The sequence below is a fragment of the Mesorhizobium sp. P2_A8 genome (assembly GCF_056404935.1).
The window spans coordinates 246,149-266,621 of the sequence record NZ_JBFUDB010000004.1 but is presented as its reverse complement, the minus strand read 5'-3'; the positions used below and the strand labels follow the sequence as shown (position 1 = coordinate 266,621).

The 20,473-nt window shown below is 63.1% G+C and carries 18 protein-coding genes; 10 read left to right on the top strand and 8 right to left on the bottom strand.

The window, feature by feature from the left end; all coding sequences use genetic code 11:
* Window positions 1–106: 106 nt before the first annotated feature.
* Entirely contained in the window at window positions 107–1,600 is a 1,494-nt protein-coding gene (gene pdxR / locus AC1D10_RS13750; RefSeq protein ID WP_184877324.1) for a MocR-like pyridoxine biosynthesis transcription factor PdxR, read from the top strand.
* A 189-nt stretch (window positions 1,601–1,789) separates the two neighbouring features.
* Window positions 1,790–3,376: a trimethylamine methyltransferase family protein gene (locus AC1D10_RS13745; protein WP_477272525.1), complete on the top strand. Its 1,587-nt coding sequence runs from the start codon at window positions 1,790–1,792 to the stop codon at window positions 3,374–3,376.
* Between the two features lie 15 nt (window positions 3,377–3,391).
* Here the strand turns inward: AC1D10_RS13745 and AC1D10_RS13740 are convergent, their stop codons facing one another.
* The 3 genes from AC1D10_RS13740 to AC1D10_RS13730 form a co-directional block, all read right to left on the bottom strand.
* Entirely contained in the window at window positions 3,392–3,790 is a 399-nt protein-coding gene (locus AC1D10_RS13740) for a hypothetical protein (RefSeq protein WP_477272523.1), read from the bottom strand.
* 125 nt (window positions 3,791–3,915) lie between these two features.
* The gene (chrA, locus tag AC1D10_RS13735) at window positions 3,916–5,301 is read right to left on the bottom strand and encodes a chromate efflux transporter (protein ID WP_477272521.1); all 1,386 of its coding nucleotides are present in this window, start codon (window positions 5,299–5,301) and stop codon (window positions 3,916–3,918) included.
* Window positions 5,298–6,122 (bottom strand): chromate resistance protein ChrB domain-containing protein, encoded by an 825-nt coding sequence (locus tag AC1D10_RS13730; RefSeq protein WP_477272519.1) that lies wholly within the window; start codon window positions 6,120–6,122, stop codon window positions 5,298–5,300. Before AC1D10_RS13730 ends, chrA begins: the two co-directional genes overlap by 4 nt.
* Here AC1D10_RS13730 and AC1D10_RS13725 point away from each other — a divergent pair.
* Window positions 6,121–6,315, top strand: coding sequence for a hypothetical protein (locus tag AC1D10_RS13725; protein ID WP_477272517.1), 195 nt, complete (start codon window positions 6,121–6,123; stop codon window positions 6,313–6,315). The two genes, AC1D10_RS13730 and AC1D10_RS13725, sit on opposite strands and share 2 nt — an antisense overlap.
* On the opposite strand, the gene AC1D10_RS13720 is transcribed toward AC1D10_RS13725, so the two are convergent.
* Window positions 6,309–8,114, bottom strand: coding sequence for an IlvD/Edd family dehydratase (locus AC1D10_RS13720; RefSeq protein ID WP_477272514.1), 1,806 nt, complete (start codon window positions 8,112–8,114; stop codon window positions 6,309–6,311). The two genes, AC1D10_RS13725 and AC1D10_RS13720, sit on opposite strands and share 7 nt — an antisense overlap.
* A 146-nt stretch (window positions 8,115–8,260) precedes the next feature.
* Here AC1D10_RS13720 and AC1D10_RS13715 point away from each other — a divergent pair, with 146 nt between their 5' ends.
* On the top strand, window positions 8,261–8,710 hold the full coding sequence (locus AC1D10_RS13715) for an SRPBCC family protein (protein WP_477272512.1): 450 nt from the start codon (window positions 8,261–8,263) through the stop codon (window positions 8,708–8,710).
* Between the two features lie 32 nt (window positions 8,711–8,742).
* Here the strand turns inward: AC1D10_RS13715 and AC1D10_RS13710 are convergent, their stop codons facing one another.
* From AC1D10_RS13710 to AC1D10_RS13695, 4 genes are all read right to left on the bottom strand, one after another.
* On the bottom strand, window positions 8,743–9,912 hold the full coding sequence (locus AC1D10_RS13710; RefSeq protein WP_477272510.1) for an Mrp/NBP35 family ATP-binding protein: 1,170 nt from the start codon (window positions 9,910–9,912) through the stop codon (window positions 8,743–8,745).
* A gap of 92 nt (window positions 9,913–10,004) precedes the next feature.
* Complete coding sequence (locus tag AC1D10_RS13705; RefSeq protein WP_477272508.1) at window positions 10,005–11,255, bottom strand: sensor domain-containing diguanylate cyclase; 1,251 nt, start codon at window positions 11,253–11,255, stop codon at window positions 10,005–10,007.
* Between the two features lie 209 nt (window positions 11,256–11,464).
* Window positions 11,465–12,469: an inorganic phosphate transporter gene (locus AC1D10_RS13700; protein ID WP_477272506.1), complete on the bottom strand. Its 1,005-nt coding sequence runs from the start codon at window positions 12,467–12,469 to the stop codon at window positions 11,465–11,467.
* A gap of 3 nt (window positions 12,470–12,472) precedes the next feature.
* Window positions 12,473–13,114, bottom strand: a complete 642-nt coding sequence (locus AC1D10_RS13695; RefSeq protein WP_477272504.1) for a DUF47 family protein — start codon at window positions 13,112–13,114, stop codon at window positions 12,473–12,475.
* Window positions 13,115–13,264: 150 nt separating this feature from the next.
* Between AC1D10_RS13695 and AC1D10_RS13690 the strand changes: the two genes are divergently transcribed.
* The 6 genes from AC1D10_RS13690 to AC1D10_RS13665 all read left to right on the top strand — a co-directional run bounded on the left by AC1D10_RS13690 (window position 13,265) and on the right by AC1D10_RS13665 (window position 20,390).
* A complete protein-coding gene (locus tag AC1D10_RS13690; RefSeq protein ID WP_379101616.1) occupies window positions 13,265–14,164 on the top strand; it encodes a LysR family transcriptional regulator in 900 nt (299 codons plus the stop codon).
* A 136-nt stretch (window positions 14,165–14,300) separates the two neighbouring features.
* The gene (locus AC1D10_RS13685) at window positions 14,301–14,780 is read left to right on the top strand and encodes a formate dehydrogenase subunit gamma (protein ID WP_477272501.1); all 480 of its coding nucleotides are present in this window, start codon (window positions 14,301–14,303) and stop codon (window positions 14,778–14,780) included.
* Window positions 14,777–16,333, top strand: coding sequence for a formate dehydrogenase beta subunit (locus tag AC1D10_RS13680; RefSeq protein WP_477272499.1), 1,557 nt, complete (start codon window positions 14,777–14,779; stop codon window positions 16,331–16,333). The genes AC1D10_RS13685 and AC1D10_RS13680 overlap by 4 nt, the downstream gene beginning before the upstream one ends.
* 10 nt (window positions 16,334–16,343) lie before the next feature.
* The gene (fdhF, locus tag AC1D10_RS13675; RefSeq protein ID WP_477272497.1) at window positions 16,344–19,256 is read left to right on the top strand and encodes a formate dehydrogenase subunit alpha; all 2,913 of its coding nucleotides are present in this window, start codon (window positions 16,344–16,346) and stop codon (window positions 19,254–19,256) included.
* 2 nt (window positions 19,257–19,258) lie between these two features.
* On the top strand, window positions 19,259–20,089 hold the full coding sequence (gene fdhD, locus AC1D10_RS13670) for a formate dehydrogenase accessory sulfurtransferase FdhD (RefSeq protein WP_477272495.1): 831 nt from the start codon (window positions 19,259–19,261) through the stop codon (window positions 20,087–20,089).
* On the top strand, window positions 20,079–20,390 hold the full coding sequence (locus AC1D10_RS13665) for a formate dehydrogenase subunit delta (RefSeq protein WP_477272493.1): 312 nt from the start codon (window positions 20,079–20,081) through the stop codon (window positions 20,388–20,390). Before fdhD ends, AC1D10_RS13665 begins: the two co-directional genes overlap by 11 nt.
* The last annotated feature ends 83 nt before the right edge of the window (window positions 20,391–20,473 follow it).

Below are 20,473 nucleotides of genomic sequence, written 5' to 3'. Positions count from 1 at the left end.
TAAATCCCAACGATCAGAAAAATTGATTGGCGCAACCCCTTGTGCCACCGTTACATTCGACTGGTCCAGCCAAGCGAAAAAAGCTGGCCATCGAGGAACATCTCCCATGCCACAGCGAAACGACACGGCGATATGGTCCGGCCTGTTCCGGATTTCGGCTGAATCCGGCCAGACCCTGCAGGCGCAGATCCGCCAAGCCATCGTGGCCGCCATTCTCGACCGGCAGATCGCCGCTTCGATGCCGCTTCCCTCGTGCCGGATCCTGGCCGAAAAACTCGGCGTGGCGCGCGGAACCGTCGTGCTGGCCTTCCAGCAGCTCGTCGATCAGGGATTCCTGGTGGCACGCGAGCGGCGTGGTCATTTCGTCAATCCCGACGTGCTGGCGACACCGGCCAAGCCGCACCAGAAGGCGCCCGACCAGGCCAACGAGATCGACTGGAAGGCACGCCGCAAGATCGCCGCCAGCGACATGCCGCCACCGGCCAAGCACGAGAACTGGATCAAGTCGTCCTACCCCTTCGTCTACGGCCAGTTCGATCCGGCGCTGTTCCCGACCGCCGAGTGGCGCGAGTGCAACCGCATGGCGCTTGCCGTGCTCGAAATCCGCAACTGGGCGTCCGACATGGTCGATCGCGACGATCCGCTGCTGATCGAGCAGATCCAGGCGCGGCTGTTGCCGCGGCGCGGCATCTTCGCCAATCCCGACGAGATCATCGTCACGCTGGGCGCCCAGAACGCGCTCTACATGCTGGCGACGCTGCTGATGAGCAAGGGCTCCAAGGTGGCGATGGAGGACCCCGGCTACCCCGACGCGCGCTCGATCTTCCGGCTTGCCGGCGCCGACATACAGCCGGTGCCGGTCGACCAGTCCGGCATCGTAACCGCTTCTATTCCCAATGATTCCGGTTTCGTCTTCGTCACGCCCAGCCATCATTGCCCGACCATGGTGCCGTTGTCGGCGGAACGGCGGCAGGATCTCCTGGCGCGGGCCAACCGCTACAACCAGATCATCATCGAGGACGGCTATGACAGCCAGCTTCTCGACGAGGCGCCGCAGCAGGCGCTGAAGAGCCTCGACCGCTCCGGCCGTGTCGTCTATGTCGGCTCGATGTCGAAGACGCTGGCTCCGGGCCTGCGGCTCGGCTACATCGTCGCTTCGGCCGGACTGATCTCGGAACTGCGGGCACTGCGCCGGTTCATGCTGCGTCATCCGCCGGCCAACAACCAGCGCGCCGTCGCGCTGTTCCTGTCGCTCGGCCATCACGAGGCACTGGTGCGGCGGCTGTCGAGCGCCTTCGACGAGCGGCGCAAGCGCCTGGTCCATGCGATTTCCGCTTTCCTGCCGGAATGGCGTTCGACCGATTCGGCCGGCGGCACGTCGCTGTGGCTCGAAGGGCCGCGCGGCACCGATGCACGCGGACTGGCCGAGGCCGCCGCCTCGCGCAGCGTCATCATCGAGCCGGGCGACCGCTTCTTCGATCGCACCGAAAAGCCTTCGCGTTTCATGCGGCTGGGCATTTCCTCGATCGCGTTGCAGCACATCGAGCCCGGCATCCGCGAACTGGCCACCGCCGCCGGCCGCAGGCCGGCCGCCGCCTGATCCATCGCCCGATCCCCAGACCGGAGCCACACAGCCTGGCTCCGGCTCCATTAGCTCTGGCATATGCGACCGGACCGTCTGGCTCATAGGCTGGGCCAATGCCGGCGGCATAGTCGGGGCACAAAGGGGAAGAAGCAGCCGATGGTGGACCAACCGCCGCCCTGCTTCTCGGAAAGGTGGAGTGTCTCCATGTCAGTTCTTGAAAAGCAGGAAGCGGCGGCGGATCAGCGTTCGCGCCGCTCCGGCGGGCGCGAAGCGCGCCGCGCCATGCGGGCCGCACCGTTGGCCGACGACATCAAACCGGTGCGCGCCGGTCTCGAAGGCGGCAGCTACGGACCGCTGACCGAGAACGACCAGGAACGCATCCACGAGGCGGTGCTGACGCTCCTGGAAACGGTTGGCTTCGCCAATGCCATTCCCTCCTGCATCAACGCGTTGACCAAGGCCGGCGCCAGCTATGGCGACGATGGCCGCATCCGCTTCCCTCGGGCTGTCGTGCTCGACACGATCAAGAAAGCCGCCCGGCATTTCACGCTGCACGGCCAGGACCCCAAGCACGACATGCTGATCAAGGGCAAGCGCGTGCACTACGGCACGGCGGGTGCCGCCGTGCATCTGGTCGATGTCGAAAAGCGCGAGTATCGCGAGTCGCTGCTGCAGGACATCTATGACGCCGCCCGCCTCGTCGAGGGGCTCGACAACATCCATTTCTTCCAGCGGCCGATGGTGCCGCGCGACATTCCCGATCCGCTCGATATGGATTTCAACACGCTCTATGCCTGCGTGATGGGAACTTCCAAGCATGTCGGCACCTCGTTCACCGTGCGCGAGAACGTGCAGCCGGCGCTCGAAATGCTCTATGCCATCGCCGGTGGCGAGGAGAATTTCCGCGCCCGGCCGTTCGTCTCAAACTCCAACTGTTTCGTCGTGCCGCCGATGAAGTTCGCCGAGGACGCCTGCGGCGTGCTCGAAGCCTGCGTCGAAGGCGGCATCCCGATCCTCTTGCTGTCGGCCGGACAGGCGGGTGCCACGGCACCGGCAGCGATTGCAGGTGCCGTGGTGCAAGCAGTGGCCGAGGTGCTGGTCGGGCTCGTCTATGTCAATGCCATCAAGCCGGGGCATCCGGCGATCTTCGGCACCTGGCCGTTCGTTTCGGATCTCAGAACCGGCGCCATGTCGGGCGGGTCGGCCGAGCAGGCGGTGCTGACCGCGGCCTGCGCGCAGATGGCGCAATTCTACGACCTGCCGGGTGGCTCGGCCGCCGGCATGACCGATTCGAAACTGCCCGATATCCAGTCCGGCTATGAAAAAGGCATCACCGATGTGATGGCCGGCCTTGCTGGGCTCAACCTGGTCTACGAATCGGCCGGCATGCACGCCTCACTGCTCGGTTTCTGCCTGGAAAGCCTGATCATCGACAACGACATGCTTGGCCACTGCCTGCGCTGCGTGCGCGGCATCGAGGTGACGGACGAGGCGCTGTCGATCGACACCATCGCCGATGTCTGCCTGAAGGGTCCGGGCCATTATCTCGGCAACGAGCAGACGCTGCGGCTGATGCAGACCGAGTATTTCTATCCGGCCGTCGGCGACCGCTTTTCGCCCAAGGAATGGAACGAGAAGGGCCGACCCGACATCCTGCAGCGGGCGATCATCGAGAAGAAACGCGTGCTTGCCGAGCGCTTTCCGCGCCATGTGCCGAAACTGATCGACGACAAACTGCGCGCCCGGTTTGGCGAGATGATCAAGCTGCCGCGCGGCAGCATGGGCGGGTAGACCCTCGCAAAACAATCAATCCGCGTGGAGTCCATAGCGCTCGACGACTTCGGCACTGATCAACTTGGCGTGCAGCGTCATCAGCACGATTTGCGCATCGAAGCCGTCGCCGGTTTCAAGGGCGGCCTCGATCTGGCGCTCTGCATCCAGCCTGTTCTGAACACCATTGGATCGCTCGAAGGCTTCCGGTCCGGCGATGCAATAGCTGAACAGCCGCGCCACTTCTGGATAAGCTTGGCTGGGCGGCTCGTCGGGCCAGCGATCCTTCATCAGATTGACGATCGTGAGTTTTACGCCCTCCGGCACGAGGGCTGGATGAAGGTCGGCGCCACGCAATGCCGCATCGAGCTGTCTCAAGTCGCCCGAACGACCCAACATTCCGAGGAAGCCTAGGGAAGAGCGTCGTCCCGCCATGATGTTCCAATCCGTTTCCAACCACTTAGGTGGTTCGCAAGCGGAATTCAAAGACAGCGTCTTGTAAAGCGCGTCGCGTAGAGACGGATCACGCGACGCGCTCTGAGTCTTTGTCGTTGCGCCTGTCAGCCACTCGCCGCCAGCAGCAAGACGCCGGCAAGAGCAGACCCCGCAAGCGTCGGCAGCATGCCGATTTTCAGCTTCAGGATGGCGATCATGGCGGCACAGGAAAGCAGTGCCGCGCGCCAGTCGATCGACGAAAACACCGGCACACTCATGCCGAGGCCCAATGCGTGCACCTCACGGAAAATGACGTGCAAGGCAAACCAGAGAGCCAGATTCATGATCACCCCGACAACAGCGGCGGTGATCGCGCCAAGTGCTGCCGACAAGGCCTTGTTGCCGCGCAGCGCCTCGATATAGGGGGCGCCGAGGAATATCCAGAAGAAGCAGGGCGTGAACGTAACCCACAAGGTCAGCAACGCCCCCAGCGATCCGGCAAGCAACGGGTCCAGCGACCCGGAGTGGCGGAACGCGGCGATGAAGCCGACGAACTGCAAAACCAGAATGAGCGGACCGGGCGTCGTTTCGGCAAGCCCAAGACCGTCGACCATTTCACCGGGGGCGAGCCAGCCGAAGGACTGGACGGCTGCCTGGGCGACATAGGCAAGCACCGCGTAGGCGCCGCCGAAGGTGACGACCGCCATGAGACTGAAGAACCGGCCTATCTCGGTCCAGACGCTTGCCGTGCCGGTAAGCCACCAGATCAGCAGAACAGGCCCGAGCCAGATCGGCAGCCAGATCGCAACCGTGCGCGGCGCATGCCATTTCGTCGGCCTGAGGTGCGCCAACTCGCCGCGCTCGAACATCAGGTCGACCGCACCCTTGATATCGGCAACATCGCCCTTGCCATGCGCCGAGCCGGAAAACAGCGCCGGAGCAATGCGGTCTCCCAGCCATCCCGTCAGGCCCGCGAGCAGGACGATGAGCGGGAACGGCACATTCAACGCATAGATGGCGATGAAAGCCGAGACGGCGATCGACACCATGACCCGGTTCTTCAAGGCACGCCGTCCGATCCGGATCACCGCCTCGACGACAATGGCAAGCACCGCCGCCTTCACCCCGAAGAACAGCGCCTCGACCAGCGGCGTGTCGCCATAGAGCACATAGAGGCTGCTCAGGACGAGCATGACGAGCGCGCCCGGCACGACGAACAGGACGCCGGCGACAAGGCCACCGACCGTCCTGTGCAGCAGCCAACCGATATAGATGGCGAGTTGCTGGGCTTCCGGGCCAGGCAGCAGCATGCAGTAGTTCAGCGCATGCAGGAAACGCTGCTCACCGATCCAGCGCCGCTGCTCGACCAGTTCTTTGTGCATCAAGGCGATCTGCCCGGCCGGCCCGCCGAAGCTGAGCAGTCCGATCTTTGCCCAGACCTTCACGGCTTCGGTGAAGGTCGGTGCGGCCGGCACCGGGACCACCGTATCTTGCGACACAAGCGCGCTCATGACGGTTTGCTCGAGCCTGCACCGGGCCAGTTGTGCGTTTCTTCGGTGGCGTCGCGACACCAGCGGAAGAACGCATCGTAGAGCAGCATGCCTGCGTCCAGTTGTTCCAGATCGTCGCGAAACATACGCGACAGACCGAGCGAAGCCGCCAGAAAGCCGGCCGCCTGGGGAACAAGGTCGAGGCTTGCGGTGTCGGCCGCGCGCACGATCAGGGCAAGGCGATCGAGCGCCTCGGATTCCAGTCCAAACTCCTCGATCATCGTGTCGAAGGTGCAGCGTTCGCCGCGATGGCTCCAGAACACATTGTCGATGTCGAAAGGCACCGCCTGAAAGCGATCCGCCACGGCAGGCACTTCGGCAGCCTCGACAAACAGAAAGATCGCATGCGGATCGACGAAACGCCGGATCAGCCAGGGACAAGCGATGCGATCGACCTTCGGGCGGGCTCGTGTCACCCACACGGTGCGGCCCTTTTCGTCGCGCGAAGGCAAGGTGTCGGTGCGGACCAGAAGTCCCTTTGCATCGCGCCAGGCTTCGAATCCACCGTCGAGGCTTTCGGCGGAAGTGCCCTCATGGCGCAGCCATGCGGCGACACCTTGTGAGAGTTTCAGCCCTTTCTGGCAAACGACCGCCACCGATTGGCCGGCGAACGCCGGTGCCCAGGTCGAGACGGTTTTGAAATCGCGCCGGCTCGAGGCCGGCAGAAGGCGCGGATCGGCGTCGAAGTCATCATCGATACGGACATCGATGATGACGGGCGCGCCTGGCAGACCGATCAGGCGGGATAGTTGCGATACTGTGATAGCGGTTGTTGACGGCATGGCGTCCACCTCCTGGAAAGAGAAGCTTGGACGCGAACGTTGGGCTGACGCCTCACGGGGTCGTCGCGATACACCCCTTGTCATGATGGTGGATGCATCGCGCGGGCTTGTCAAGGATGGCGGCCGCCTGATCCGGATCAAGCCGCCGTTTGTCATTTATGTAAGCATCTACGAACAGATGCTCGCTCAGTGATTATCCCTGGGGACGCCTCTGGTGTGCGCGACATCCTGGTATTTCACCGCCGGCTTCAGCACCATTCCCTCTGAAAACTGCGCGACCATGCCGCGCTGGATCTCCTGCCAGGGCGTCTGGTGCTTGGGATAGTCATAGCCGCCATTGTTCTGCAATTCGGCACGCCGCCGGGTGATCTCGTCGTCGGTGACGAGGATGTCGGCCGTGCCCTTGCGAAGGTCGATGCGGACACGGTCGCCCGTCTTGAGCAGCGCCAGCCCGCCGCCGATCGCGGCTTCCGGCGAGGCGTTGAGGATCGACGGCGAACCCGACGTGCCGGACTGGCGGCCATCGCCGATGCAGGCGAGCGCATGGATGCCCTTCTTGATCAGATAGGCCGGCGGTTGCATGTTGACGACCTCGGCGCCACCGGGATAGCCGATCGGCCCTGCGCCGCGCATGAACAGGATCGTGTGTTCATCGATGCCTTGCGCCGGATCGTCGATGCGGGCGTGATAGTCCTCGGGTCCGTCGAACACCATGGCGTTGCCTTCGAAAGCCTCGGGATCCTTCGGATTGGATAGGTAGCGCTCGCGGAATTCCGGCGAGATGCCGCTGGTCTTCATGATCGCGGAATCGAACAGATTGCCCTTGAGGTTGATGAAGCCGGCATTGGCCTTCAGAGGCTCGGCAACGGTGCGGATGACGTCAGTGTTCTCGTTGGCGACACCTTCGCTATTCTCACCGATCGACTTGCCGTTGACCGTGCGCGCGCCGGGATGCGGCAACAGCCCGCCCTTCATCAGCTCGGCGATCACCGCCGGCACGCCGCCGGCATGATGGTAATCCTCGCCCAGATATTCGCCCGTCGGCTGCAAATTAACCAGCAGCGGCACATTGAGGCCGACAGTCTGCCAGTCGTCATTGTCGAGCTTGACGCCGAGGTGGCGGGCGATGGCGTTGAGATGGATAGGCGCGTTGGTCGAGCCGCCAATGGCCGAATTGACGACAATGGCGTTCTCGAAAGCCTCTCTCGTCATGATGTCGGACGGCTTCAGATCCTCGTGCACCATCTCGACGATACGCTTGCCTGTTTCATAAGAAATCTGGCCACGTTCGCGATAGGGCGCGGGAATGGCGGCCGAGCCCGGCAATTGCATGCCAAGCGCCTCGGCCAGCGAGTTCATCGTCGTGGCGGTGCCCATGGTGTTGCAATAGCCGGTGGACGGCGCCGAGGAGGCAACGATGTCCATGAACTCGTCATAGTCGATCTCGCCGGCCGATAGGCGCTGGCGCGATTCCCAGACGATGGTGCCGGAGCCGGTGCGCTTGCCCTTGTGCCAGCCGTTGAGCATCGGGCCGACCGACAGCGCGATCGCCGGGATGTTGACGGTGGCTGCCGCCATCAGCAGGGCCGGCGTTGTCTTGTCGCAGCCGATTGTGAGCACGACGCCATCGAGCGGATAGCCGTAGAGCACTTCGACCAGGCCGAGATAGGCAAGGTTGCGGTCAAGAGCGGCGGTCGGGCGCTTGCCGGTCTCCTGGATCGGATGGCACGGGAATTCGAACGGAATGCCGCCCATCGAGACGATGCCTTCGCGCACGCGCTTGGCCAGCTCGATGTGATGGCGGTTGCAGGGCGAGAGATCCGAACCGGTCTGGGCGATGCCGATTAGCGGCTTGCCGGACATCAGTTCGGCCCGCGTCAGGCCGTAGTTGAGGTAGCGCTCCAGGTAGAGCGCCGTCATGCCCGGATTGTCGGGATTGTCGAACCACTCCTGCGAGCGAAATTTTTTCTTCCTGGTGGGGGCGCCTGCCATCGTGGTCTCCGTATTTGTAAGACAAATCGATATGGCAACGCGCGGGAGCAGGCAAGAGGGCGCAGGGTCGCATCCGGACTTTGGTGCGATAGACAGGCCCCCAGCTGTGGGTTAGGGCTTCAATCAGTCTTGTCAGGGAGGTTTTCATGGCTTTGGTGATCGAAGGCGAGGAGCGCATTGCCGCGCCCCTGCAAAAGGTGTGGGAAGCGCTGAACGATCCCGAGGTCTTGAAGGCGACGATTCCCGGCTGCCAGAGCCTGGAGATGAAGTCGCCGACCGAGATGGCGGCCACCGTGGTGGTGAAGATCGGGCCGATCAAGGCGACGTTCAACGGCGAGGTGATGCTGAAGAACCTCAAGCCGCCGCATTCCTACACCATCCAGGGCGAAGGCAAGGGCGGCATAGCCGGCTTCGCCAAGGGCGGGGCCGATGTGACGCTGACTGAAGATGGGCCGGACGCGACGGTGCTGAAATACGCGGCCAAGGCCGATGTCGGCGGCAAGATCGCTCAATTGGGCAGCCGGCTGATCGAATCGACCTCGAAGAAACTGGCCGGGCAGTTTTTTTCCAGCTTCGGCGAGAAGGTCGGCGGCTGAGCCCCCTCCCCTCGAGGGGAGGGATATCCGCATCACTCAAACACGATGCTCGTCACGGCGTCCGCGGCCGCACCCCGCTCTTCATTGATCCGGTCCCAGACCTTTCCGGCAATATCCCTGTAGATCTTTGCCTCGGGGCCGTCGGGCTTCGAGACAACCACTGGCGTGCCGGCATCCGAGCTCTCGCGAATGCCCATCTCGAGCGGCACTTCGCCGAGGAAGGTGACGCCGAGACGCTCGGCCTCGCGGCGGGCGCCGCCATGGCCGAAGATGTCGTAGCGCTTGCCGGTATCCGGAGCGATGAAATAGCTCATGTTCTCGACGATGCCGAGCAGCGGCACATCGACTTTCTTGAACATGTTGAGGCCCTTGCGGGCGTCGATCAGGGCCAGGTCCTGCGGCGTCGAGACGATGACGGCGCCGGCCAATGGCACCTGCTGGGCCATGGTCAGCTGGGCGTCGCCGGTGCCTGGAGGCATATCGACGACGAGCACGTCGAGCCGGCCCCATTCCACCTCGCGCAGCATCTGCGTCAGTGCCGACATGACCATCGGCCCGCGCCAGATCATCGGCGTCTCCTCATCGACGAGAAAGCCCATCGACATCACCTTCAACCCATAATTCTCCATCGGTTTCAGGATCTTGCCGTCGACGGTCTGCGGCCGGCCATGGATGTTGAGCAGCCGCGGCATGGAGGGGCCATAGATGTCGGCGTCGAGCACGCCGACGCGCAAACCATTGGCGGCGAGGCCAAGAGCAATGTTGACGGCGGTGGTCGACTTGCCGACACCGCCCTTGCCGGAAGCGACGGCGATGATCGCTTCGATGCCGGGCACGCCACGCTTGCCCTGGCTGTGCGAAGCAGGAGCGTGTGGAGCGGCACGCGGCGCGGCGGCGGGCGGAGCCGGCCTCGGTGCCGGGCGCGATGGAACCGGCGCCTCCATGCCGCCGCCCTTCTTTTCCGCCGTCAGCGCAACGACGGCGCCGGCGACACCGGGGATCGCCTTGACGACACGCTCGGCGGCGGCGCGCAGCGGCTCCATTTCCTGGGCGCGTGCGGCGGGAACGGTAATCGAGAAGAAGACCTTGGAATCGGCGATGAAAATCTCGGAAACCATACCAAGGTCGACGATGTTGCCGGTGAAATCCGGTCCATTGACCGTCTTCAGGCGCTCGGTGACGATTTCCTTGGTGACAGACATGACGGCATTTCCTCAAACATTGGCTGGCTCAAACAGCGGCTGGCTTGAGATAATGCAGTTCATCGCCAGATGCGAGATCGAACAGGCCTGGTTCAGTCGAAAGCCAGTTCCAGGCGTCTTTCGGCCTGGGAGACGACCCGGCACCTGGTTTCGAACCGGTCTGCCCTGATGACCAGCGTGAACTGCTGAGGAATGCCGGCGATATTCGACACATCGATTGTGGCGCCGTCCTCGCCGAAGCTGCGAACCGTGCAGTCGATGGTCGACATGCGCCTGTTGAACACGATCTGACCAGCCTTGAGCACCCTGCGCCGTGGCGGTGGCTGGTCTTTTGCGAGCGAATTCCAGACGGAGGTTCGATTGCGGCCAGCGTGTTTCGAAGCGTACATGGCCGCGTCGGCGTGTTCGATCAGTTCATGCAAGCTGGGGATCGTCGAATCAAGCGAGGCAATGCCGAGGCTGGCGGTAACCGCTAGCTCTGCCGTGCCGTGGGCGAAGCGCATCGCCTCGATCGCGCTGCGCAATCGCTCGGCTGATTCAAGGGCGCCCTTGCGGCCCGCATACATGAGGATGGCGAATTCCTCGCCGCCGACGCGTCCGAAAATGTCGACATCACGCAAGGCCGCACCGCATTGCTTTGCGACGCCACTCAAAACCCTGTCGCCGGCGGCATGCCCAAATGTATCGTTGACCGCTTTGAAGTGATCGACGTCGAAGACGACGCAGGAGAAATCAAAGCGTTGCCGTTTCGCCAGGGCAAACGCCCGACTGCCCTGCTCCATGAAGGCCCGCCGGGACAACACGCCGGTCAACACATCGCTCGAGGCATGCTGGCGCAATTCCAGTTCATCCATCGCCAGGTCGGCGAAATCCTGCAGGATGGCCGTTTCGCGCTGACCAAAATCGCGCGGCTGGTCGCCTATCGCGCACACGCTGCCGATGTTGTGGCCATCATGGGTGCGCAAGGGGACGCCCGCATAGAACCGGATGTGCGGATCGTTCCTGACATTGGGGTTGTCGGCGAAGCGTGGGTTTTTCGTTGCATCATGAACGATCAGCGGGCCGTCCTGCAGGATCGTATGCTTGCAAAATGTGTCCTTGCGCTCGGCCTCAGCCGTAGCGAGGCCATCGCAGGCCTTGTACCATTGGCGATGCCCATCGATGACCGAGACAATGGCAATCGGGACATCGAACACGGTCCTGATCAGCCGGGTAATGCGGTCGAACGACGCCTCGCGCGGCGTGTCCAGAACGTCGAAACGGTCGAGGGCCTGCAATCGCGCCGCTTCTCGCAGATCGGCGTCCGTCGCGGTCTGCATTTCTGTGGGGTGCTCATGCAGCATGCTCTACCTCCAGCGGTCTGGTGCGTGCGCATGGCCACCATCATGGCAAGCCAAATCTTATCAATTGGTTATTTGCCTGTTGTCACCACTCATAGACCGACAAAGGGTCGCCGGTTCGACCTCTGCGGAAGGGCTCGCGGCATGAGGCGTTTGCCTGCGGCTCAGATGGTGCAGATTGGGGTCGCCCCAAAGGCACCGGAGTGCCCGCGTCACCCCGCCAGGCCAACCGCGAGGTAGGTGAGCGCGGAAATGGCAGCCGTGGCCGGCAAGGTGACAATCCAGGCAATGACGATGTTGCCGGCAATGCCCCAGCGCACGGCCGAGACGCGGCGGGCGGCGCCAACGCCGATGATGGCACCGGTGATGGTGTGGGTGGTCGAAACAGGAACGCCGAGCCATGTGGCGGCGAACAGCGTGATGGCGCCACCGGTTTCGGCACAGAAGCCCTGCATCGGGTTCAACCGGGTGATCTTCGAGCCCATTGTGTGAACGATACGCCAGCCGCCGAACAAGGTGCCGAGCGCCAGCGCCGACTGACAGGTGAGGACGACCCAGAGCGGCACGTAGAAAGTCGTGCCGAGCATGCCTTGCGAATAGAGCAGCACGGCGATGATTCCCATGGTCTTCTGGGCGTCGTTGCCACCGTGCCCGAGGGAATAGAGCGAGGCGGAAAAGAACTGCATGACGCGGAAGGTTCGGTCGACCGCAAACGGTGTCTGGCGCACGAACAGCCAGGAAACCGCAAGGATCAGGACAAGCGCCAGAACAAAACCGGTCGCCGGCGACACAACGATCGCGGCGACCGTCTTGCCTAGGCCCGTCCAGACGATAGCGCCCAGGCCTGCCTTTGCGACGCCAGCGCCGACCAGCCCGCCGATCAGGGCATGCGAGCTGCTCGAAGGGATGCCGGCGACCCAGGTGACGATGTTCCAGACAATGGCGCCGACAAGGGCGGCGAAGATCACCGCCGGCGTGACAATAGTGACGTCGACGATTCCCTTCCCCACTGTCTCGGCGACATGAAGACCGAAGAACATGAAGGCGATGAAATTGAAGAAGGCCGCCCAGAGCACCGCGTATTGCGGCCTGAGCACGCGCGTGGAGACGATGGTGGCAATGGAATTGGCGGCATCGTGCAGGCCGTTGAGAAAATCGAAGAACAGCGCTACGGCGACAAGGCCGATCAGCACGGGAAAGGCGATGGTTGCTTCCATCGCCTATACATTCTCGATGACGATGCCGCTGATCTCATTGGCGACGTCCTCGAAGCGGTCAACCACTTTCTCCAACTGGCCATAGATCTCGCTGCCGATCAGGTAGGCCATGGGATCGCTGCGTCCATGCCGCTTGAAGAGGTCTTTCAGACCTTGTTCGTGCAGATCGTCTGCCCGGCTTTCGACGCGCATGACCTCTTCTGCGATGGCGTTGAGGCGCACCGCGTGCGCGCCGACCTTGCCGAGCAGCGGGATCGCCTCGGCGACCAGCTTGGCGGCGGCGACGATGACGCCGCCCATTTCCTGCATCAGCGGATCGAATTCCTTCTTCTCGAACAGCTTCACCGTCTTGACGGTCTTGTGCATCATGTCGATGGCGTCATCCATCGACTGGATCAGGTCCTTGATGTCACCGCGATCGAAAGGGGTGATGAAGGAGCGTCGCACCGCCAGCAGGACTTCCGCGGTGATATGGTCGGCCTCGTCTTCGAGATCGATGATTTTCTGACACCAGCGATCGATGTCCTTGCCCTGGAGAAGCTGCTCCAGCGCCTCGGCGCCGCCGACCACGGTGCGGGAATGTCGTTCGAACAGCTCGAAGAAGCGATCTTCGCGCGGCAAAAGCTTGCGGAACCAGCCCAGCATGGTCGACCTCCCGTTTCATCCACATAACGCCGCATTGCGTCGCAGGGAACAGCAAGCCGGCTGAAAGATGTGGATGCGACGCGATTGCGCATACCGCTTGCGGCGAAAGACGATTTCCCCGACCTTGCGCGGAACGCGCGGAAAGATGGCATGATCGACAAGCTGGAATTCTTCATCGCACTGGCCAAGGAAGAGCATTTCGGGCGGGCGGCCGACGTGTGCGGCGTCACCCAGCCGACACTGTCGGCCGGCATCAAGCAGCTCGAGGGCCAGCTCGGCGTGATGCTGGTGCTGCGCGGCTCACGCTTCCAGGGGCTGACGCCCGAAGGCAAGCAGGTATTGGTCTGGGCGCGCCGCATCGTCGGCGACACCCGCACCATGAGAGAAGAAATGCGGGCGGCGCGCCATGGCCTGTCCGGCCGCATCCGCATCGCCGCCATCCCGACGGCGCTGGCCATGCTGCCGCGCCTGACGACGCCGTTCCGCGAAAAGCACCCTGGCGTCACCTTCTCGGTGCTGTCGCGGACCTCGATCGAAGTGCTGTCCCTGCTCGGCAATTTCGACATCGATGCCGGCATCACCTATCTCGACAACGAGCCGCTGGGGCGGGTGACCAGCGTGCCGCTCTATGACGAGCGCTATCAGCTGATCACGGCCATGGGAAATCCCTATTCCGATCGCGACAAAGTGACATGGGCAGAGCTCAGCAGCCTGCCGCTTTGCCTGCTGACGCCGGACATGCAGAACCGCCGCATCATCGATCAGCACCTGGCCGAGGCCGGCGTACAGGTCCGGCCGACGCTCGAATCCAATTCGATGATCGTGCTGTTCTCGCACATCCGCACCGGCAAATGGTCATCGATCATGCCGCTCAACCTTGCGGAAACATTCGGCTTTTCCGAACCGATCCGGGCCATTCCGATCGTCGAGCCGGACGCCAGCCACACCGTTGGCCTGGTGGCGGCGCCGCGCGAACCACACACGCCGCTGGTCTCGGCGCTGCTGGACGAGGCGATGGCGCTGGCGGACGATTTCCACGCCCGCCGCTAGGCTAGACAATGGTGGCTGACCAAGTTTGATAGAAGATTTCTATCGAGCAACGAAACTGCTTTATTGATTCCGAGGGTTTCCTCTGATTTTGTAAAGACTTAGCGATAAAAAAGCTATCGACCAGGGAGGGCGCTGCATGACGATGCAGCCTGCAAGTACCGAGATCACGTCGCGCACGGCCGCGATCATCCAGGAGCTCAAAGGCCTTGAAGGCCCGCTGCTGCCGATCCTCCACGGCATCCAGGAAGAGTTCGGCCATGTGCCGCAGGTTGCACTGCCGGTCATCGCCGAAGCGCTGAACATCTCCAGGGCTGAAGTGCACGGCGTCGTCACCTTCTATCACGACTACCGCAGCCATCCGGCAGGTCGGCATGTGCTGAAGGTTTGCCAGGCAGAATCCTGCCAGTCGATGGGTTCTGACGCCATCGCTGCCAAACTGAAGCAGTTGCTGGGCATCGGCTTTCATGAGACGAGCCGCGACGGTTCGGTGACGCTGGAGCCGGTCTATTGTCTCGGCCTATGCGCCTGTTCGCCCGCCGCCATGCTCGACGGCGAGGTGATCGGACGGCTCGATGACCAAAAGCTCGACGAGATCGTTGCCGAGGTGCGCTCATGATCCCGCGTATCTACATTCCCGCCGACTCCGGCGCACTGGCGCTTGGCGCCGAAAAGGTCGCCAAGGCGATCGCCAGTGAACTGGCCGAGCGCGGCATCGAGGCCAAGATCGTGCGCAACGGTTCGCGCGGCGCTTATTTCCTCGAACCAATGGTCGAAGTTGCGACAGCCAACGGCCGCGTTGCCTATGGGCCGGTCAAGCCATCCGATGTCAAAAGCCTGTTCGACAGTGGCTTCCTCACCGGCGGCCCTCACAAGCGCTGGCTGGGCGCCCCCGACAAAATCCCCTTCCTGGCCAAGCAGACGCGGCTGACCTTCGCGCGCTGTGGCGTCACAGATCCGCTGTCGCTCGAATCCTACAAGAAACACGGCGGGTTGAATGGACTGACGAACGCGTTGGAATTGACGCCCGCCGCCATTGTTGCCCAGGTGACCGAATCCGGACTGCGCGGGCGCGGTGGCGCGGGCTTCCCGACCGGCATCAAGTGGAAGACGGTGCTCGATACCGTTGGCGACCGCAAATACATCGTCTGCAACGCCGACGAAGGCGACTCAGGCACCTTCGCCGACCGCATGATCATGGAGGGCGATCCCTTCGTGCTGATCGAAGGCATGACGATCGCCGGAATCGCCACCGGTGCGACCAAAGGCTTTGTCTATATCCGTTCGGAATATCCGCATGCGGTGGCGGTGATGAACAAGGCCGTCGACGTCGCCCGCAAGGCCGGGGTGCTTGGCGCCAGCGTGCTGGGGTCGTCCTACGCTTTCGACACGGAGATCCGGGTCGGCGCAGGCGCCTATGTCTGCGGCGAGGAGACGGCGCTGCTGGACTCGCTCGAAGGCAAGCGCGGCATGGTACGGGCAAAGCCACCGCTACCGGCTCACAAGGGGCTGTTCGGCAAGCCGACGGTGATCAACAACGTCATCTCGCTGGCCTCGGTGCCTGTGATCATGGACAAGGGTGCCGCCTTCTACAAGGATTTCGGCATGGGCCGCTCGCGCGGCACGATCCCGATCCAGATCGCCGGCAACGTCAAATATGCCGGCCTGTTCGAAGCGGCCTTCGGCATGACGCTGGGCGAGATCGTCGACGAGATCGGCGGCGGCACGGCGACGGGACGTCCGGTCAAGGCGGTGCAGGTCGGCGGACCGCTGGGGGCTTATTTCCCGCGCGCGCTGTTTGACACGCCATTCGATTATGAAGCCTTTGCGGCCAAGGACGGGCTGATCGGCCATGCCGGCATCGTGGTGTTCGACGACACTGCCGACATGCTGAAACAGGCCCGCTTCGCCATGGAGTTTTGCGCTATCGAAAGTTGCGGCAAGTGCACACCCTGCCGCATTGGCTCGACGCGTGGTGTCGAGACCATCGACAAGATCACTGCCGGCATTGAGCCGGAGAAGAACCTCGCTCTGGTCACCGACCTCTGCAACACGATGAAATTCGGCTCGCTTTGTGCGCTGGGCGGCTTCACGCCCTACCCTGTCATGAGCTCGATCACCCATTTCCCCGACGACTTCAAGCCTGCGCCCGTGCGCGTGGCTGCTGAATAGGAGCTGGCAGATGAACATCAAGGCCGACTTCCCGTCCCTCGTCGAAGAGATCGACTACGGAACCCCGCAATCGACGGCGCAGAAGCAGGTCACGCTGAGCGTCGACGGCCGCAGCATCACCGTACCGGAAGGCACCTCGATCATGCGTGCCGCGATGGAAGGCGGGGTCGAGATCCCGAAGCTTTGCGCCACCGACACGCTGGACTCTTTCGGTTCGTGTCGTATCTGCCTTGTCGAGATCGAAGGGCGCGGCGGCACGCCAGCGTCGTGTACGACACCTGTCGGCGAGGGTATGGTGGTGCGTACGCACTCCGATCGGCTCGACGCCATTCGCCGCGGCGTGATGGAACTTTACGTCTCCGATCATCCGACCGGCTGGAACGAGAAGGCCGGAACCGGTGCCAGCGAGTTCGACGCGGTGGCGATGTCGATCGGCTTGACCGAGAACCGCTACGGCATCGAGGGCCGCAACCACGTCAAGCAGGAAAACGGCGTAGCGCCCGGCCATGGCTCGCTGACGGTCGATTACATCGCGCGCGACGAATCCAATCCCTATTTCACCTATGACCCCACGCAATGCATCGTCTGCTCGCGCTGCGTGAGGGCCTGCGAAGAGGTGCAGGGCACCTTCGCGCTGACTATCGAAGGACGTGGTTTCGAATCCAGAGTTTCGGCGGGAATGCACGAAGCATTCATCGATTCGGAATGTGTGTCCTGCGGCGCCTGCGTGCAGGCCTGTCCGACCGATGCGTTGCGCGAGAAAGCGGTCCTTGCCAAGGGCCTGCCGGAGCGCTCGCTCGTCACCACCTGCGCTTATTGCGGCGTTGGCTGCTCGTTCAAGGCCGAAGTGAAGGATGACGAGGTCATTCGCATGATGCCCTACAAGGAGGGCAAGGCGAACCACGGTCATTCCTGTGTGAAGGGCCGTTTCGCTTATGGCTACGCCACCCACAAGGACCGCATCCTGTCGCCGATGATCCGGGAAAAGATCACCGATCCTTGGCGCGAGGTGACCTGGGAAGAGGCTATTTCCCACACGGCCCAGGAATTCCGCCGTATCCAGTATCAGTACGGCCGCACAGCGATTGGCGGCATCACCTCGTCGCGCTGCACCAACGAGGAAACCTACCTCGTCCAGAAAATGGTGCGGCAGGGCTTCCGCAACAACAATGTCGACACCTGCGCACGCGTCTGCCACTCGCCGACGGGCTACGGGCTCGGCCAGACCTATGGCACCTCGGCCGGCACGCAGGATTTCGACTCCGTCGACTACACCGACGTCGCCGTCATTATCGGCGCCAATCCCGTTTCTGCCCATCCGGTGTTCGCCTCGCGGCTGAAGAAACGGCTGCGTCAGGGCGCCAAGCTGATCGTACTCGATCCACGTCGCACCGAGATGGTCAAGTCGGCGCATGTTGAAGCGGATTATCACCTGCCGCTGAAGCCCGGCACCAATGTGGCTGTGCTGACCGCGCTGGCGCATGTGATCGTCACCGAAGGTCTTTTCAACGAAGCCTTCATCCGCGAACGCTGCGACTGGGCGGAGTTCCAGGATTGGGCATCGTTCGTCGCCTTGCCGGAAAACAGCCCCGAAACCGTCGGCAAGTTGTCTGGCGTCGATCCCGAGCTGATCCGCGGTGCGGCGCGCCTCTACGCTACCGGGGGCAACGGCGCGATCTATTACGGCCTCGGGGTGACGGAACACAGCCAGGGTTCGACCACGGTGATGGCGATCGCCAATCTCGCCATGGCCACCGGCAATATCGGCCGGCCAGGCGTCGGCGTGAACCCGCTGCGTGGCCAGAACAACGTGCAGGGGTCGTGCGACATGGGCTCCTTCCCGCACGAACTGCCCGGCTACCGCCATATCTCCGGCGAAGCCGTGCGTGACATCTATGAGAGCCTGTGGGGCGTGAAGCTGGACGACGAACCCGGCCTACGCATTCCCAACATGCTGGATGCCGCGGTCGACGGCACTTTCAAGGGCATCTACATCCAGGGCGAGGACATTCTGCAGTCCGATCCCGACACCAAGCATGTCGCTGCCGGTCTGGCCGCGATGGAATGCGTCGTCGTGCATGACCTCTTCCTCAACGAGACGGCCAACTACGCACATGTCTTCCTGCCGGGCTCGACCTTCCTGGAGAAAGACGGCACCTTCACCAACGCAGAGCGTCGCATCAACATGGTGCGCAAGGTTCTGGAGCCGAAGGCGCGCTACGCCGACTGGGAAGCGACGCAGGAGCTTGCCCGCGCGATCGGGCTGGATTGGAACTACCAGCACCCCTCCGAGATCATGGACGAGATCGCGCAGACGACGCCGAGCTTCGCCGGCGTTTCCTTCGAGTTGCTCGACCGTGTCGGATCCGTGCAATGGCCCTGCAACGAGAAGGCACCGCTCGGCACCCCGATCATGCATGTCGATGGTTTCGTGCGCGGCAAGGGCAAGTTCATCCGCACCGAATATGTGGCGACGGACGAACGGACCGGGCCGCGCTTCCCGCTGCTGCTCACCACCGGCCGCATCCTGTCGCAGTACAATGTCGGCGCACAGACCAGACGCACCGACAACATCATGTGGCACAGCGAGGATCGGCTCGAAATCCATCCGCATGACGCCGAAAACCGTGGCATCCGCGACGGCGACTGGGTCCGGCTGACCAGCCGCTCGGGCGAGACGACGCTGCGCGCGCTGATCACCGACCGCGTGTCGCCCGGCGTGGTCTACACGACCTTCCATCATCCGGACACGCAGGCCAACGTGATCACGACCGACTTCTCCGACTGGGCGACCAACTGCCCGGAATACAAGGTGACGGCGGTGCAGGTCGGCGCTTCCAATGGGCCGTCGGAATGGCAGCGCGACTATGACGAGCAGGCGCGCAACAGCCGTCGCATCGCGAAGTTGGAAGCAGCGGAGTAATCTTGAGCGAGCGCCGCAAAGCCACGACGCAGGTATCGCGGCTGGCGCGCCGCGCAGGCGGGACGACGGCTGCCAACCGGATGGTGCCGGAAGAGACGCCGGTGGCGTTTTCCTTCGCCGGCACCACGCATGCGGTGATGATGGCAAGCCCGGCCGATTTCGAGGATTTCGCGCTCGGCTTCTCGCTGACCGAGGGCATCATTGCCGACCGCCAGGAGATCGAGTCCATCGAGGTCGAGGACCATGGCGCCGGTATCGATATCCAGATCCGGCTGAAGGACAGCGCCAATACGCGCTTCGAAGCGCGGCGCCGACGACTGGCCGGCCCGGTCGGCTGCGGACTGTGCGGTATCGAATCGATCGAGGAAGCGATGCGCTCGGTCGATGCAGTTGGTGCGTCAAACCTTACGCTTGATGGCGACGATATCGTCCGTTCCGTCAAGCTCCTGTCGAAAGTACAGCCGTTGCACACGGAGACCGGAGCCGTGCACGCCGCCGGTTTCTATGTGCAGGGCAAGGGCATCGTCATGGCGCGCGAGGATGTCGGCCGCCACAATGCGCTTGACAAGCTGGCCGGCGCACTGGCCAAGGCCGGCATCGATGGCGCATCCGGTGCTGTCGTCGTCACATCGCGGGTGTCGGTCGAGATGGTGCAGAAGACGGCGGCGATCGGCTCGGCCTTCATCATCGCCGTCTCGGCGCCGACCGCACTGGCCATCCGCACGGCGCAAGAGGCCGGCATGACGTTGGTGGCGTTGGTGCGCGGCGATGATTTCGATGTTTTCACCCACCCCGACCGGGTGGTCCTGGGAGTTGCCAAGCATGTCGCATGACGAAGAACACATCATGAGCACGAGCGAGAAGCTGGTGCGCATGGCAAACCAGATCGCCGATTTCTTCCATTCCAAGCCGCGCGAGGAAGGCATCGCCGGCATCGCCGAGCATATCAACAAGTTCTGGGAGCCGAGGATGCGGCGGCAGCTGTTCGAGATGCTGGATGGCGGCACCGAGAACTTCAACGAGTTGGTGGTGGCCGCCTCCGCCAAAATCAGGCGACCGATCACGCCGGCTGAGGCCGACCTCAAACTCGGGCTCGAGGCCTCCCCGGCCGACGTCGCCGCCTCGCAAAAATAACCGCAGGCCAAGCCGGCTATATTTTCTATCGCTAAAGTTTGAACTGCCGCAATCGGCGCTGCTCTGCTATGGTTGGCGATCAG

Coding starts and splice junctions, on each gene's coding strand:
- pdxR (WP_184877324.1), top strand. CDS start 107: ATGCCACAGCGAAACGACACGGCGATATGGTCCGGCCTGTTCCGGATT.
- AC1D10_RS13745 (WP_477272525.1), top strand. CDS start 1,790: ATGTCAGTTCTTGAAAAGCAGGAAGCGGCGGCGGATCAGCGTTCGCGC.
- AC1D10_RS13740 (WP_477272523.1), bottom strand. CDS start 3,790: ATGGCGGGACGACGCTCTTCCCTAGGCTTCCTCGGAATGTTGGGTCGT.
- chrA (WP_477272521.1), bottom strand. CDS start 5,301: ATGAGCGCGCTTGTGTCGCAAGATACGGTGGTCCCGGTGCCGGCCGCA.
- AC1D10_RS13725 (WP_477272517.1), top strand. CDS start 6,121: ATGGCGTCCACCTCCTGGAAAGAGAAGCTTGGACGCGAACGTTGGGCT.
- AC1D10_RS13730 (WP_477272519.1), bottom strand. CDS start 6,122: ATGCCGTCAACAACCGCTATCACAGTATCGCAACTATCCCGCCTGATC.
- AC1D10_RS13720 (WP_477272514.1), bottom strand. CDS start 8,114: ATGGCAGGCGCCCCCACCAGGAAGAAAAAATTTCGCTCGCAGGAGTGG.
- AC1D10_RS13715 (WP_477272512.1), top strand. CDS start 8,261: ATGGCTTTGGTGATCGAAGGCGAGGAGCGCATTGCCGCGCCCCTGCAA.
- AC1D10_RS13710 (WP_477272510.1), bottom strand. CDS start 9,912: ATGTCTGTCACCAAGGAAATCGTCACCGAGCGCCTGAAGACGGTCAAT.
- AC1D10_RS13705 (WP_477272508.1), bottom strand. CDS start 11,255: ATGCTGCATGAGCACCCCACAGAAATGCAGACCGCGACGGACGCCGAT.
- AC1D10_RS13700 (WP_477272506.1), bottom strand. CDS start 12,469: ATGGAAGCAACCATCGCCTTTCCCGTGCTGATCGGCCTTGTCGCCGTA.
- AC1D10_RS13695 (WP_477272504.1), bottom strand. CDS start 13,114: ATGCTGGGCTGGTTCCGCAAGCTTTTGCCGCGCGAAGATCGCTTCTTC.
- AC1D10_RS13690 (WP_379101616.1), top strand. CDS start 13,265: ATGATCGACAAGCTGGAATTCTTCATCGCACTGGCCAAGGAAGAGCAT.
- AC1D10_RS13685 (WP_477272501.1), top strand. CDS start 14,301: ATGACGATGCAGCCTGCAAGTACCGAGATCACGTCGCGCACGGCCGCG.
- AC1D10_RS13680 (WP_477272499.1), top strand. CDS start 14,777: ATGATCCCGCGTATCTACATTCCCGCCGACTCCGGCGCACTGGCGCTT.
- fdhF (WP_477272497.1), top strand. CDS start 16,344: ATGAACATCAAGGCCGACTTCCCGTCCCTCGTCGAAGAGATCGACTAC.
- AC1D10_RS13665 (WP_477272493.1), top strand. CDS start 20,079: ATGTCGCATGACGAAGAACACATCATGAGCACGAGCGAGAAGCTGGTG.